The organism is Bermanella marisrubri, assembly GCF_012295615.1.
In the GTDB taxonomy this organism is placed as follows: Bacteria; Pseudomonadota; Gammaproteobacteria; order Pseudomonadales; family Oceanobacteraceae; genus Bermanella; species Bermanella marisrubri.
Genome location: NZ_CP051183.1, coordinates 103066 through 118157, shown reverse-complemented (window position 1 = coordinate 118157; position 15092 = coordinate 103066). Strand labels below are relative to the sequence as shown.

Sequence of the window (15092 nt, the reverse complement as noted above, 5' to 3'; positions counted from 1 at the left end):
AACTCCAGATTACGCTAATTCGATCATTTCGAAATCTTCTTTACCTACGCCGCAATCAGGGCAAAGCCAATCTTCTGGGATATCTTCCCATTTCGTACCTGGCTCTATGCCTTCTTCAGGGCACCCTTCCGCTTCATCGTAAATCCAGCCACAAACAATACACTGCCATTTGGTAAACTCTTGAGACATGAATCTCTCCTACTTCTCTCTAACTGGTACAAAACCGTGTCAGAATACATATTGTCCGACAATTTGACAAATGCAATCCTGTCAAAAGTCATGATAGCCAACTTATTAGGTTGGCGTCATCTTGGTTTTATACAATGCTTCATTCTTTATCCATCTCAATTGAAGCGCGCGATTACATCTTCGTTGAGTTCCATAAGTTTCTCGTATTCTTGATGGAACCAAATCAATGCGGATTCAAACCGACCAAAATGAATTTCCCCGACTACGCCACTTGCCATATTGGATTGTATGGTTTCGCCCAGCACCCAATCTTCCATAAGAATTTTGTTTACCAAGTGATGATTTGTTTCATGCATTTTAAGCTCATCATCAGACCATTGATCGGAACCATCAGCAGGTTGCTCGACGAGCAGCACTTCTTCAATCAATGTTTCCCCTGCAGACAAAGGTATCGTGCGGATAATAGAGAGATTGTCCGGTTGAGCAAGAAACAGTAACCCAGGCGGTAATGCGTAAATAATGTTCGCCATTTTGCGCAAGTCCCATTTGTCTTCCGATAGTTCGCTGGCCTCAAGAATAGGTTTTTTCGGCAAAACCATTCGCATGTTTCTGCTTCCAAAGCCCTCCCATGTTGACAAGTTCCCTAAGAAAAACGGAGCTAACGTGTTCTTGTGAGCAACGTTGAAATGGTAAGCCTCGATTCCGCCTTCTAAAAGAATTTTCCAGTTCGCGTTGATCTTATAGCTACGAGACTTATAGACACGCAAATTGTCGAGATTCAAATACTCAAACCCAGAGATCATTTGAGGCTCCAGAACATCACTGGGCACTTCTTTATTAGGGTTTAAACAGACATAGACAATGCCACCAACAACACGACTGTTGAATTCGATTAGGCCAAGCTTGTTCTTATCCAAGTCGGAAAAACCGCGATCAAAATCAGGAGCTCCTGCAAGATTCCCTTTATCGTCATACGTCCAAGCATGATAAGGGCATACGAAACGCCGTTTGCAACCACGCTCCCCTTGATCAACCAGACGAGCATTGCGATGACGACATGCATTCGCGAAAACCCGTACCGTGTGATCATCGCCTCGAACGATCAGTAACGAAATACCATTCGTCCATTGCACACTTATGTAATCTCCCTGATTCGGAACTTCACACGCAGCCGCTATAGCGATTGGTCGATCAGTAAAGATTTTTTCGTTTTCACGAGCAAACCACTGAGGAGAGACATAACGATCAATGTCGTGCGCCACAGCAGATTGAGCATATTGCGTTTCGCCCTGCTCTCTCAGTGCTAAAACTTCTTCAATTAGTCTGATTTCTGTTTTTCTGTCCATTAATCCCTCCACTCACTTTAGTGATTCTCGTTAAATCCAACTTATGTTCGGTAATAACAATAGCAACCTGAAGTAAACTAAAAGTGATGTTTTTGGACTATTTATAATCTAATATGGACAATCTAACGGATTAATCTGCGTAAATGTGAGAGCGATGTCTGAGACCGGATTGAATAAAAGACCTATTGAAATCGCCTTCCTAATCCCTGATCAGTTCTGGAGTAGCACCATTACCTCTTTTGCCGAGGTATTTCATGGTATGCAACTCAACGCAAAGCTTTTTCAAAACAACGAGTTCAAGGGCATCAATAGTACTTTTCTGCGCTGTACAGATGAGCCCGTAAATGGGTTTTCTGGCTTAAATGTCGGTACAGAGCGGTTTGATGCTTACCCAGGCACGCATTTTGACGTCATTATTGTTCCATCTGTTTGGGATTTATCGGTTAAAAAACTAGAACTGGTTCACGATGCATTGCTTTGGTTAAGACAGCAACATGACGCGGGATGCCGCGTGATCGGCTTAGTGACGGGCGTCTTTTTTCTTGCAGAGGCCGGGATTCTTGATGGAAAACAAGCCAGCGTCCATTGGGCCTCGAAAAACACTTTTAAGCAGCGTTTTCCTAAAGTGCAGATTTCAGATAAATCGGATATTACTCAATCTGGTCACATTATTACGACTTCAACAACGCCCGCCATATTCGATGTGATTTTATTGATCATTCAGCATTTTCTTGGTGATCGCTCAGCAGATATGGCCTCTCTTTACTTCACCTTTCGCGATCGCGATGAGCCTGTTCCATTTTTTATCGAGCCAGATACTAAAGATACGGTGGTTGAAGCCGCTCGAGAATACATTCGAATGAATTACACTCGGCCCATAAAACTTCAGGAATTAGCTCAGCAACTCAATGTTACTCAACGTACTCTTACACGTCGTTTTAATGCTGCTCTGGGTGAAACTCCAATTGCATACCTACTTAGCTACCGACTTAAGATTGCTAAAAACTTACTTAAATCGACGGATTATCAGGTTCAACAGATCGCAGAACAAACTGGGCATGCGTCGGCAACGGTTTTTTGCCGTAACTTTAAATCCATGTTTGGTTGCAGCCCAAAGGAATATCGAAAGGATATGAATCAACCGTAACCGAGTTACATATATCAACATTTCATTATTTCCCTTGATTTTGCCACACCCATGACGCATCCTGCGCGCGCCTTATCTGTCAAATAAGTATATGTCTTTTCATTTTTGCACTCGCATACGAAACCAGTCTTGGGTTAATTTAAATCCCGTCCCTCGCAACGTGAATTCAGTTGAGTTACGTCATTGGTTGCTTGACGAAGGTTCGCTCACTAAGCGTCTCAAAAGCTTGGGGCGCTTTAGCGTTGAGATTATCAATACTGGCTATGGCCGCCCTTTTTTGAGCGAGGCTCGAGTTTTAGGCATTTCGACTCGACAACAGGTTTATATCCGAGAAGTGCGCTTGTGCGTGAACGGAGAGGCCTTAGTGAAGGCTAGAAGCATTATCCCAAGAAGTACCTTAACTGGCCCCGAGCGGCAATTACTAAAACTTAATAGTAAACCTCTGGGCGAATATCTATTCAACCACAGGTGCATGCATTTAGGCCCGATAGAAGTAAAACAAGGCCAAGTCGATAGCAGCTCTCTGTGGGGCCGTCGACGGGTTTTTTCTATTAATCGGAAGCCTGTTTTGGTGAGTGAGTTCTTTTTGCCTGCAATTCAAAACCATTGCGAATAGTCTTTGATGCTAGAGCAAACCAAATGGACAGGTTACACTTATGCTTCATTTCTGATGCACTGAATTAGAGCATGTCTTGGTTAATTGATCGATTCCCCAAATTACCTCTGTATTGGCAACTTACTCGCCTTAATCGCCCTATCGGTATTTATCTGCTCCTATGGCCAACTATGTGGGCATTATGGATTGCCGGTGAAGGTCAGCCCAGTGTTGCCAATGTCACCATTTTTATCCTTGGTGTTGTGCTCATGCGCAGCGCTGGCTGTGTAATCAACGATTATGCTGATCGACATGTTGATGGCCATGTTAAACGAACCAAGGAGCGTCCACTGGCACAGAAACTGATTAGTGAAAAAGAAGCATTGGGGCTATTTGCCGTCCTATGCTTAGCGGCTTTCATTTTGGTGCTGTTTACCAATGCATTTACTATTTATTTGTCGATAGGAGGTGTCGTTCTTGCAAGCCTCTATCCATTCATGAAACGTCACACTCATTTACCGCAAGTAGTACTCGGCGCCGCCTTCTCTTGGGCCATCCCCATGGCGTTTGCCGCGCAAACAGAATCCTTGCCCGACATTGTATGGCTGCTTTATTGTGCCAATGTTATTTGGACCATCGTGTACGATACCCAATACGCCATGGTAGATCGTGATGACGATTTGAAGGTTGGCATCAAAAGCACAGCTGTTCTCTTTGGCGACGGAGATAAAGTGATCATTGGCGTATTGCAAGCCATGACCATAGTCACTTGGATATTGATCGCAAACCAAATGCTCGCCACGTGGCCAATTTATCTTGCCATTGCCCTATCTGCTGGCTTGTTCGTCTATCATCAGTATCTCATTCGTGAACGCGACCGCGAGAGTTGCTTTAAAGCGTTTTTACACAATCATTGGGTTGGAGCCGTATTATTTGTTGGCCTAGTGGGTCACTATTTGTTGGCTTAGCAGGAAATATTGCCTGATATGGCGCCGTGTCACATATCTGTAATACTAAGCATGTGTAATGGCTCTGTAATGTAAGTAACCAGAATAGAGCACATCTATGAAACAGCAGGGAAAAAAGATCTTAATCGTAGATGATGAAGCATCCATCCGCGAGATGATCGCCGTTGCCTTAGAAATGGCCGGGTATGAGTGCATAGAAGCCAGTAATACCCAAGATGCATATAGCCTCATCATCGATGAACATCCGGAAATGATCCTTCTTGATTGGATGCTTCCTGGCACCAGCGGATTGGAATTCGCTCGCCGCTTAAAACGTGATGATCGTACTAACGAAGTCCCCATTATCATGCTGACCGCGAAAGGCGAAGAAGATAACAAGGTTTTGGGGTTAGAGGCCGGAGCAGACGATTACATCACCAAGCCATTTTCACCACGAGAGCTTGTCGCGCGATTAAAAGCCGTATTGCGTCGCACTACTCCTCAAGGAATTGAAGATCCCATTGAGGTGAACGGTCTAATATTGGATCCAGTTTGTCATCGCGTCAGTGCAAATGATGAAGCGCTAGATATTGGCCCTACAGAATATCGTTTATTGCAGTTTTTCATGACACACCAAGAGCGTGCTTATAGTCGAACTCAATTGTTAGATCAGGTCTGGGGTGGTAATGTTTACGTGGAAGAACGAACGGTTGATGTACACATCCGTCGTTTACGTAAAGCCCTTGGGTCAAATTATGAACATCTTATTCAAACCGTTCGTGGCACAGGGTATCGCTTCTCAACTAAAGCGTCTTAAGTAGTAGCCTATGACACATGATTGGCGCAGCGCCATCCGACAACTAATTTTTATATTGGGATGTGCTTATTTGTTCGGATGGCTCATCGGTCACACTGCATGGGTTATTAGCGCCTGTTTATTTGTTTATTTAGTTTGGCATTTAAAACAACTTCACAAACTCCATCTGTGGTTACAAGACCAAGAAGAAGAGCCACCTACAAGTCATGGGTTATGGGGTAGTACTTTTGATGATGTATATCGGCTACAACGCCGTAATCGAAAAGCTCGAGCACGCCTGAAAGCTGTTTTAAAGCGAGTACAAGACAGTACAGCTGCCTTAAAAGACGGCGTATTGATGGTCGACAGCAATGGTAACCTAGAGTGGTGGAATAAAGCCGCCTCACGCCTATTGGGTTTGCGCGAAGGCAGCGACATCAATCATCCCATAACAAACCTTGTACGTGACCCTAGCTTCAAAAGCTACTTCGATCGTATCGAATATGATACCCCCTTAGAGATTAACTCTCCTATTAATCACGACGTTCGTTTAGAATTTCACATCACATTATTCGGCCGACAAGACCGACTTATCTTATGTCGGGACGTAACACAGCTGCGTCACCTTGAAGCTATGCGCGAAGACTTTGTCGCGAATGCGAGCCATGAATTACGCACACCTCTAACAGTCATTTCGGGCTACTTAGAAACCTTTCTAGACTATCAAGATACTTTACCATCTCGATGGGGCCGCGCGATTAAGCAAATGCACGAACAAAGCCAGCGTATGCAGAACTTGATAAACGACTTACTACTGCTTAGCCGCCTAGAAACCACTCACAGTCCAGACCATAGCCCTGTCGCTGTCGTTTCAATGTTGAAGCGACTACAAGGGGACGCTATCACGATCAGCCAAAACAAAAAGCATAGCATTGAGCTCGAAGCTGAGGATGTGGATATTTTAGGTATGGATACAGAACTGAGTAGCGCCTTTGGTAACTTGGTCTTCAATGCAGTGAAATACACACCAGAGAATGGGAAGATCAAAATTCACTGGTACCGTGATGAGCAAGGGGTGCATTTAAGTGTCAAGGATAACGGTTTAGGTATAGATGAACGCCACATTCCTAGACTGACTGAGCGTTTTTATCGCGCCGATGCAAGCCGGCATAGCAACACCGGGGGAACTGGGTTAGGTCTAGCTATTGTGAAGCATGTTTTGCTGCGCCACGGTGGGCGATTAGAAATTAAAAGCAAGCTTGGGGCGGGCAGCGAATTTCTTTGTCACTTCCCCAGCTCACGCATAGTGAATAACCTGAAGCGAACAGGATAGTTATCCGCGCACCTTAGCAACAAACTTCGATAAAGCCGCAAGTTTTTCAGGGTCTTCATCTTCGTATTTCACCTGCATATTGAACAGCTCGCCGGAAATGCGTTTGTCAGGACTAATCACGGCACAAACAAAACAATTTACCCGTGCCACAATATCCTCCTCTTTAGAAACGATATCCACAACCACTTGATCAAACAATGTAGGAATTCCTTGCTCGCGTTTTACCACCAACACCATTTCACTGAGATTCAAGTCCTTCACAATACAGCGTAATTCGTTACCATCCGCTAAGCGCACATGAGCTAACGCAACGTTGCGAGCCGCTGCTTTGCTGACTTTTTTGGCTGGGGCGGGTGACGCAGAGCCACCCGTTAATAAGCTTGCACTGTTAGAGGCTTGAGATTTGGCTTTCGCCGCCGGTGCAGCAGTAGCTGCACCTCCCGTTAAAAGGCTTGCAGTATCACTGGATTGCTGAGCTTGACGCGCGGTTTTTTGAGGACTTGTTTTATAGAACTTGTAAATTAAACGTGCCAGCTTAGTTCCTAACTGCTCGTTGTTAAACGGTTTGCCAATATAGTCGCTAACACCCGCCTCTACTGCTTTTACAATGTGACTTTTCTCACTCCGGCTAGTGATCATCATGAAAGGAACGGTTTTGTAGTGATCGTCTTGGCGCATCCACTCGAGCAACTCTAGACCGCTCACATTAGGCATTTCCCAATCACATAACACGACATGAAAGTGCTTTCCGCGCATTAATTGCTGAGCTTGGGCGCCGTCTGCTGCTTCCTCTACTTTTGAATCTGGGTACTGGGCTTTTACCGCTCGCTTTACCAAGTCACGGATAAAGCTAGCATCATCTACTACTAATATTTTTAATGCCGCCATCGCTGTTTGTGCCTCACCCTAAACTCGTACCCATCTCCTTTGAGGTTAGCACAGGAATTGGACGACATTTGGCCCGTTGTTTAAAATGCTCGCCTCAAAGGAGGAGCGGTCCATGACCCCAGAACGCGTGCAACGCATGCACGATATTTTGCGCAAACGTCAGCCAGACCTAACCCTGATTACTGACGCAGTATTCAAACCCCACAATTTAAGTGCCATCATCCGCTCTTGCGATGCGTTTGCAGTTAATGAACTAAATGTTGTTTGGCCCTATGACGATTATCAGACTTTTCGTGGTCGTGCTATGGGCTCACAGCAGTACGTCAACGTGAAAACGCACAAGGATGTGAGTCAAGCTATTCAAGGCTTCAAACAACAAGGCTACCAGATCGTTGCCGCGCACTTTTGCGACCAAGCCGTACCCCACTATGATATTGATTACACTAAGCCCACGGCTATCGTCATGGGTGCAGAGAAAAATGGCGTCAGTGCCAAAGCGATGGACCTAGTGGATCACAGCATCATTGTTCCGATGGAAGGCATGGTGCAATCTTTGAACGTGAGCGTCGCAGCAGCTCTAATCCTCAGTGAAGCCATGCATCAGCGCAAAAACAAGGGCATGTTAGGTGAGAATCAATTGGACTCTGAAACATACCAGATTCAATTTTTCGAATGGTGCTATCCTGATTTAGCCAAGCGCTGTAAAAAGCTAGGTATGGCTTATCCTAAACTCAAAGAAAACGGGGATTTTGTGGAACCCGCAGCGTTTAGCAAAGAATACAATCGTCGCGCGAATAGGTGAGTGTCTAATAGTCCGATGAAATGGATAAAGGAACAGCAACCAGCCGCAAATATCGATCACTGGGCTGCATACGGAAAAGCTTTAGATGTCGAAATTGCAAATCATATTGCAATAATTTAAGCATGCTCTCTTCTACCGATTTAGCGGCTTGTAGACCTAAATAAACAGCCATGACGGCATCTTTGGGCACTTTATAATAATGCTTATGGTGATCTTTTTTGGGCGCCGTTCGTTTTGGGCGAATGAGACGAGCTTCTTGTTGCCAAGCCCAATGCTCTGGGCGACGCAGTAAAGCCGGGAATGGGTTTTCTTTACTTGGAAACTCAGGTCGGGCATCCTCATATTCAACATTCGCAAAGAGCTGAGGACCACCTTCAGCTTTCGCACTTTGAAAAAAAGCGTGCTGCACATCCCACTGAATCGCAATACCCTTATGTGCATAGCCTTGATATTGCCAAAGTGCATCCCAGTAAATTGATCCAAATACTCTCAACATGCAAGCCTGACGGTAATACTCATTATGCTTTGCCGCCGGGGTTTGTTGCTTAGCCTGCTGCTGACGCAACTGCTTTTCAATATTGCCACGATTTTTTTGTGCTTGCTGTAAATAATACTCTTCGCTAACGATGGCTTTCATATGGTCATCCAATGCCATGTACATCGCGCGCACAGCAGCTTCAAATTGTTGCTGCGACATAGGCTCTTGCTTAGCTTCCACTACATGCTCATGGAACAAATACGGATCTTGCAAATCAGACGTATCCGGAAAGTAAATCCAACGACTTTTAAAGAGCGGCAAGTCCTTTTCCAATAAAAAACTGTACATAAAGCATCCTAGTCATCTTACTTTTAGCCTAGATGAATTTTCCCTGTTTGGATGTGCCTAGGAAATTGCCCTATGGCCATGTAAGCATTTTCCTACACGCGCTGTCAGAGATAAAACCTAATCATATTAAGGATTTATCTATTAGTACAAAGTTACCAGCGCTAACCCCCATGAAACCTCAACAACTCCAAAATATGACCAAACAGTTAAAGTAAATAACTTAAAACAGGGGGTTTGCCATTATCAATTATTGGGTAAAGTAGACCGTGTTCAAGGATGAACGCAAGGACAGCTGATTAGGATGATCGGCAACACGGATGTGTTCGATGGATTGTTAGACCGCTATTGGATGGTGGAACCTAGGGTGCTTTGACAGGTTTTTGCAGGATGCTGAAACCTGTCACTTTAGTTCCACCCTTTTTCATTTCTGAACTCTACATATCTTCTACTGATTCTCACCAAAGCTGATTCAACCACATTGCAAGTCGCCATGACGCTAACTGCAATTGACGATGCGTTACATCATCAGCCATTTCTAAATACGCTTCAGACACTAGCCTGTTCTCTTGTGTTTCGTACACCGAACGCTCAACTAACGCATGACTGATTTCTGCCCATTTCTCGGGACTATATAACGTCGCTTTAGGCATATCCTTTAAAAGCTCGGTACTGCCTTGCTGCCAGTTTTCATGGAAGCGTTCTACCAGTTGATGATCCCATAGTTTGTGTAAGCTCAAAGTATAATCTTGGTATTTCACTTCAAACCAATTCCCTCCACGATCTTCTTTGTACCCTGCATGCAAAGGTTGATGAATATCAGCGATAAGATGGATTAGCATACGTACTGCCATCGCTTGCTCTCGTTCTGAACCTGAACGAGCATATTCACTAAAGTCATAAATTGCTTGCACAATGCATTGGCCTTCTGGACAGTCGCGCTGTTGTTTATACTGCGTAGAACCCTTCGGCAAATTCACATAATGCAGAGGTTTAAGATGATTAAAGCGCTGATCACTTTTAATGTGATCCGCCCAAACTGAAGCATTTACAAACTTTTCTCGGCCAAAACCAAGGATGCTTTCGATTTGGTGTTTGGCATAAGGCGTTAGTTGCGGCCAGGCTGCGGCTGCCACCATTTTGTGGCCCAAATCGCCGTAGCTCCAAACTGTAGACGAAATAGAAAGTAGCCACAGCAGGCTACAAAGTTTGATTCTTCTTATCATTATGTCCAACTTTGTTTTTATTATTTTTGATAACGCTCCGCCAAGATTCCCAAAATAATGAACGATAACACAACGACGAGAGCAAAATAAACATCAGGTATTTTATACATAAGCTGCGCTACCTGCCCAGAGCCCCACACTGTAATGGCACCATAGCCAAGCGTACACAATAAAATGAATGCGCCAACTCTTAACGCCATGGGGTAAGGCTTAACAATGACACGAAGTGTACGATTAATGGTATCGCCGTATATCACCAAAAGTGTTGCAACAAAGGCTACGGCCATATTTGAACTATAAGGCCGCAACCATTGGCTGGCATCGATTAGTAAACTGTCCATATTCATTCTCAAGTCTATTTAAGGTTAGAAAGGTTAAGCGTCGGCTCTGGTAACATGTTTCAACGCATGATGTTTATGTTAGAACATTCGCAATGTGAGCCCGTTCTCGGCTGTAATGTGAAGTAGGCTTTTTGTAAAAGGAACTATTGACGCTGCACCCAAGCAAAAATTTTAGCGCTCGTAACTTAATGTTTTTTATAGACTTTTAATCAGCTCGCCTAATGTTACAAAACATTAAGAATAACCTTAGGGCATATAGCAATCACCACAAAGTCTGTTTTGATCTAGCCAGCATCTGCCAATTTGCATTTCCTGTGTCACACTTCACATTACCTGATTTTAGAACGGATTGTCTCACATGCAGCAGCCAGTACGTCTCGGACATATATTAATAAAACGCCGCGTGATTTCTGAGCAACAGCTTGATGCGGCTTTAACTTATCAACTTCGCCATGGTATGGCTTTAGGGGAAGCCCTAGTCGAGCTTGGTATGGCCAGCAATTATCAAGTTGCACGTGCCCTAAGGAAGCAAAGCCGCTTACGCTTCGTAGCGGCACTGACAGCCCTTTTCGTTGGACCTTTCACTATGTGCCAAGCCCAACAAAAGGTCGAGCACTTGCCTGAATACGAGCTGACAAAAGTAGCTGATACATTTTATCCAAACCCTACAGATTTTGATGGCTACAGTAACAGCGGAGATAGCGTGGATTTGCTTAAAGTCGCCAGCGCCACAACGTCTTTTCTAGCTCAAGGCGGCATTAATCAAGATTTTGAAATAAAAGAAGTCCCCATGTCGATGAACTTATCGACCGATAGCAATAATAGCTACAAGGTCAACGTCAGTATTAAATTCTAGCTTTCACTTTGTTCGCCTGTAAAAAAGCCAGCGTCACGCTGGCTTTTTTATGCGGTTGACGTTTTTGTAAGGGCATAAAAAAAACCCGTTTATGTTTCCATAAGCGGGTTTTTCAAATAAGTGGTGCCGACACCAAGAGTCGAACTCGGGACCTACTGATTACAAGTCAGTTGCTCTACCAACTGAGCTATGTCGGCACGAAGTGGGGCGCATTTTATGGACTTCCGCCCCTTCGGTCAAGGGTTTTTTCAAAGTTTTCTTAGAAATTTTAGCAAGTGAATCAATAGCTTAGCTTTACCTTGCTTCATTTGCCGATTTTTCTGCTTCAGTCATACTGGAGTTAGTCGTCTTGAACCTGGCGCTGCATCTCATCAATACTGATATGGCGAACATCTGTACCCTTCACTAGGTAAATCACATTTTCCGCGATATTGCGGGCATGGTCGCCAATACGCTCTAGTGAACGCAAAGACCAAATGATGTTCATTACGCGCTTAATTGAGCGCGGGTCTTCCATCATGTAGGTCACCAGCTCTCGCATGGCGCTCTCATACTCTCGGTCCACGTCTTTATCTTCGCGGGCAACGTTCAGTGCGGTATCCACATCAAGACGCGCAAACGCGGTTAATGCCTCTTGTGTCATACGACGTACACGATCACCAATGTGACGAATTTCCACATAGCCTCGCGGAGCTTCACCTTCTTCACATAGTTTCATAGCCAAGCGGCCGATTTTAGCGCTCTCGTCGCCAATGCGTTCTAAGTCACTCACCGCTTTGCTGGTAGCAATTACAAGACGAAGATCCGACGCAGCCGGCTGACGACGCGCAATGATGCGAGTACATTCTTCGTCAATTTCAATTTCCATGCGGTTAACTTGATCGTCTTTTTTCTGTACACGATCACCGAGTTCACTGTCCGCATCAATTAGGGCTTTGATCGCATCACCTACTTGGCGCTCCACCAATCCACCCATTTCTAATAAATGGTTCTTTGCTTGCTCTAATTCATCATTAAATTGCTGACTGATATGATGCGTATAAGCATCCTGGTCTAAGTCCATTTGTTTCCCCCTGCCGAATTCTTTTTAATCACTGTTATTGGTCAGTACATGACCACCGACGTTTCTTTCAAGCCTTCAGACTAGCCGTAACGACCCGTAATATAGTCTTCCGTTTGTTTCTCGGTCGGGTTAGTGAACAACTGATCGGTATCGCCAAATTCGATCATGTCGCCCATGTACATAAATGCAGTATAGTCGCTCACACGAGCAGCCTGTTGCATATTGTGGGTTACGATAGCGATGGTGAAATCGTTTTTCAGTTCGTGAATCAATTCTTCGATCTTAAGTGTCGAAATTGGGTCAAGAGCAGAAGCCGGTTCATCCAATAGCAATACTTCTGGTTTCACGGCGATAGTACGGGCGATAACCAAACGCTGCTGCTGACCACCGGACATACCCAAGGCACTTTCGTGTAGGCGATCTTTTACTTCATCCCAAAGTGCCGCACTGCGCAGTGCCCACTCGACGGTCTCATCGATTTGACGCTTTTTCTTAATACCTTGAATACGTAAGCCATATGCTACGTTTTCATAAATGCTTTTTGGGAAAGGGTTCGGCTTTTGGAATACCATACCCACTCGACGACGGAGTTCAGCAACATCCACCCCTTTTTCGTAGATGTTTTGATCGTCCAAAAGAATTTCACCCGTGATTGAACAGGTGTCGACCAAATCGTTCATACGGTTGAAGCAACGCAATAGCGTCGATTTACCACAACCCGATGGACCGATGAAGGCGGTAACGCGCTTCTTCGGGATAATCATGTCGATACCGTGAAGCGCTTCTTTCTCGCCATAGCTCAGACGCAAGTTATTCACTTTTAGCGCTGGCTCCTCTTTGCTGAGGTCAAGATGGCGGCTCTCACGCCCCATGGAAGACATGTCGATGCTATGGCCTTTTTGTTCAGTTGCGTCTGTCATAACTCTAATCTTCTATAAAAATAAATTCTGTTTTGAAGTCCAGTTCAATCTGAACTCCGATATGCCTTATGGTCCTGTACATTCACCGCTCCTGTGCATCCATGCACCCGCAGTGTTAGTACGTCCTGTACGTTACATCTCTAAGGCTTTATATTTTTCACGTAAATGGTTTCGGATGGCGATGGCTGATAAGTTCAGCAAGGCAATCACTAATACCAACAGCAATGCTGTGGCGTATACCAACGGACGCGCCGCTTCTACGTTTGGACTTTGGAAACCAACGTCATATATATGGAAGCCCAAGTGCATGAACTTCTGATCCAAATGCAGATACGGGTAATTAGTATTTAACGGTAATGTCGGTGCAAGTTTAACCACACCTACCAACATCAATGGCGCTACTTCACCGGCAGCACGTGCAACCGCCAAGATCACGCCTGTCATCATGGCTGGGCTCGACATTGGCAAAATAATTTTCACCAGTGTTTCCCACTTGGTTGCGCCTAACGCCAACGAACCTTCACGAATAGTGCGCGGAATACGTGCTAGACCTTCTTCAGTTGCCACAATAACAACTGGAAGCGTTAACAAAGCTAAGGTAATGGAAGCCCAGAGCAAACCTGAAGTACCAAACGTCGGTGAGGGCAAAGCTTCAGGGAAGAACAGCTCATCAATGGTGCCACCCAAGAAGTAAACAAAGAAACCTAAACCAAATACACCGTAAACAATGGAAGGCACACCGGCTAAGTTATTTACCGCGATACGAATGACGCGGGTTAGCGCGCCTTGCTTGGCGTATTCACGCAAATAGACCGCAGCGATCACACCAAGTGGTGTCACCATAATGGCCATCAGAATAACCATAAGCACGGTACCAAAGATGGCAGGGAAAACACCGCCCTCGGTGTTTGCTTCGCGAGGATCGTCGCCTAAGAATTCACCCATCTTTGCAAAGTAATGTCCAACTTTGGCAACGATTCCAATTTGATTGGGTTTGAAAGCACGTACGACTTCGGATACATGCAGTTCAACTACTTGCCCGTTCACTTCAGTTACAATGAAGTGGTCACGTTTTAGTGCTTTATTTAAATCCATGAGTTTTTTCTGCAGTACATCATACTCTGCATTTAACTCATCACGACGAGCGTTGAGTTCGTCCAAACGCTCTTGAGTCAACTCACCTTCTAATTCATAGCCTCGTTCTTTCAAACGTAAGCGATCGATTTCATAGTTGATGGCACCAATGTCGCCTTTTTGGATATCCATGATTTCATCATGCAAATCCAACGCACGCTGAATTAAAGCTTGAAACTCATCCCAAGCTTTTTGCGGGTCTTGCTGGGTATCCCCAACGAGTTCATCACCCTTATAAACTTTTTGCAAAAATCCATAAAAGTTGCCCCATTCGCGACGCTCAATCACCATTGCATCATCAGGGAAACGTTCTTCAGATAAATGGTGCGCTAGCACCCAACGAAAGTCGCCACCATAGACATCGCGGTTACCAACTTTCAACAGAATTCGCTCTGCCTCGTCGGCACCATCTACGGTATTCAAACCAATGGCTTGTAGTTGGTTTTGCCCGACCATTTCCCGATCAGAAATCTGACCCATAATTTGTGTCGGCGCATTTCCAGGCAGGGTGTAAGTTGCCTGCATTACTTGGCCTGGCCAAAAGTGCGCCAAACCCTTAACTGCAATAAAACCAATGAGGCCCAGTACCATGATCATGCTGATGGCAACGGCACCTGCATTTAACCAGATAAAAGGGGAGCCAGACTGTACCCATTCTTTAAACGAAACTCGCATCTTGGCCTCCC

Annotated in this window: 16 protein-coding genes and 1 tRNA gene; 7 read left to right on the top strand and 10 right to left on the bottom strand. The window is 44.9% G+C overall.

The window, feature by feature from the left end:
• Positions 1–9: 9 nt before the first annotated feature.
• Positions 10–189, bottom strand: coding sequence for a rubredoxin (locus tag HF888_RS00550; protein ID WP_007018138.1), 180 nt, complete (start codon positions 187–189; stop codon positions 10–12).
• 155 nt (positions 190–344) lie between these two features.
• Positions 345–1535: an aromatic ring-hydroxylating oxygenase subunit alpha gene (locus HF888_RS00545; RefSeq protein WP_007018139.1), complete on the bottom strand. Its 1191-nt coding sequence runs from the start codon at positions 1533–1535 to the stop codon at positions 345–347.
• Between the two features lie 154 nt (positions 1536–1689).
• Here HF888_RS00545 and HF888_RS00540 point away from each other — a divergent pair, with 154 nt between their 5' ends.
• From HF888_RS00540 to phoR, 5 genes are all read left to right on the top strand, one after another.
• The gene (locus HF888_RS00540) at positions 1690–2682 is read left to right on the top strand and encodes a GlxA family transcriptional regulator (RefSeq protein WP_007018140.1); all 993 of its coding nucleotides are present in this window, start codon (positions 1690–1692) and stop codon (positions 2680–2682) included.
• Positions 2683–2773: 91 nt separating this feature from the next.
• A complete protein-coding gene (locus tag HF888_RS00535) occupies positions 2774–3298 on the top strand; it encodes a chorismate--pyruvate lyase family protein (RefSeq protein WP_007018141.1) in 525 nt (174 codons plus the stop codon).
• A 71-nt stretch (positions 3299–3369) separates the two neighbouring features.
• Positions 3370–4245, top strand: a complete 876-nt coding sequence (ubiA, locus tag HF888_RS00530; protein WP_007018142.1) for a 4-hydroxybenzoate octaprenyltransferase — start codon at positions 3370–3372, stop codon at positions 4243–4245.
• Positions 4246–4342: 97 nt separating this feature from the next.
• Positions 4343–5041 (top strand): phosphate regulon transcriptional regulator PhoB, encoded by a 699-nt coding sequence (phoB, locus tag HF888_RS00525; RefSeq protein ID WP_007018143.1) that lies wholly within the window; start codon positions 4343–4345, stop codon positions 5039–5041.
• Positions 5042–5051: 10 nt separating this feature from the next.
• Entirely contained in the window at positions 5052–6353 is a 1302-nt protein-coding gene (gene phoR / locus HF888_RS00520; protein WP_007018144.1) for a phosphate regulon sensor histidine kinase PhoR, read from the top strand.
• On the opposite strand, the gene HF888_RS00515 is transcribed toward phoR, so the two are convergent.
• The gene (locus tag HF888_RS00515) at positions 6354–7241 is read right to left on the bottom strand and encodes a response regulator (protein ID WP_007018145.1); all 888 of its coding nucleotides are present in this window, start codon (positions 7239–7241) and stop codon (positions 6354–6356) included.
• Positions 7242–7353: 112 nt separating this feature from the next.
• Between HF888_RS00515 and trmH the strand changes: the two genes are divergently transcribed.
• A complete protein-coding gene (trmH, locus tag HF888_RS00510; RefSeq protein ID WP_007018146.1) occupies positions 7354–8043 on the top strand; it encodes a tRNA (guanosine(18)-2'-O)-methyltransferase TrmH in 690 nt (229 codons plus the stop codon).
• Between the two features lie 4 nt (positions 8044–8047).
• Here trmH and HF888_RS00505 read toward each other — a convergent pair whose 3' ends face one another.
• The 3 genes from HF888_RS00505 to HF888_RS00495 form a co-directional block, all read right to left on the bottom strand.
• The gene (locus tag HF888_RS00505; protein WP_007018147.1) at positions 8048–8869 is read right to left on the bottom strand and encodes a hypothetical protein; all 822 of its coding nucleotides are present in this window, start codon (positions 8867–8869) and stop codon (positions 8048–8050) included.
• 455 nt (positions 8870–9324) lie between these two features.
• Complete coding sequence (locus tag HF888_RS00500) at positions 9325–10092, bottom strand: S1/P1 nuclease (protein ID WP_083771920.1); 768 nt, start codon at positions 10090–10092, stop codon at positions 9325–9327.
• 20 nt (positions 10093–10112) lie between these two features.
• Positions 10113–10433: a DUF3392 family protein gene (locus HF888_RS00495; RefSeq protein ID WP_165837038.1), complete on the bottom strand. Its 321-nt coding sequence runs from the start codon at positions 10431–10433 to the stop codon at positions 10113–10115.
• 358 nt (positions 10434–10791) lie between these two features.
• Between HF888_RS00495 and HF888_RS00490 the strand changes: the two genes are divergently transcribed.
• The gene (locus tag HF888_RS00490) at positions 10792–11289 is read left to right on the top strand and encodes a cyclic di-GMP-binding domain-containing protein, MshE-related (protein ID WP_007018150.1); all 498 of its coding nucleotides are present in this window, start codon (positions 10792–10794) and stop codon (positions 11287–11289) included.
• A gap of 121 nt (positions 11290–11410) precedes the next feature.
• On the opposite strand, the gene HF888_RS00485 is transcribed toward HF888_RS00490, so the two are convergent.
• The 4 genes from HF888_RS00485 to pstA form a co-directional block, all read right to left on the bottom strand.
• Positions 11411–11486: transfer RNA gene (locus tag HF888_RS00485), tRNA-Thr, on the bottom strand.
• A 143-nt stretch (positions 11487–11629) separates the two neighbouring features.
• Positions 11630–12352 (bottom strand): phosphate signaling complex protein PhoU, encoded by a 723-nt coding sequence (phoU, locus tag HF888_RS00480; RefSeq protein ID WP_007018151.1) that lies wholly within the window; start codon positions 12350–12352, stop codon positions 11630–11632.
• An 80-nt stretch (positions 12353–12432) separates the two neighbouring features.
• Positions 12433–13272, bottom strand: a complete 840-nt coding sequence (gene pstB / locus HF888_RS00475) for a phosphate ABC transporter ATP-binding protein PstB (RefSeq protein WP_007018152.1) — start codon at positions 13270–13272, stop codon at positions 12433–12435.
• Positions 13273–13404: 132 nt separating this feature from the next.
• On the bottom strand, positions 13405–15081 hold the full coding sequence (gene pstA / locus HF888_RS00470; protein WP_007018153.1) for a phosphate ABC transporter permease PstA: 1677 nt from the start codon (positions 15079–15081) through the stop codon (positions 13405–13407).
• Positions 15082–15092 lie beyond the last annotated feature (11 nt).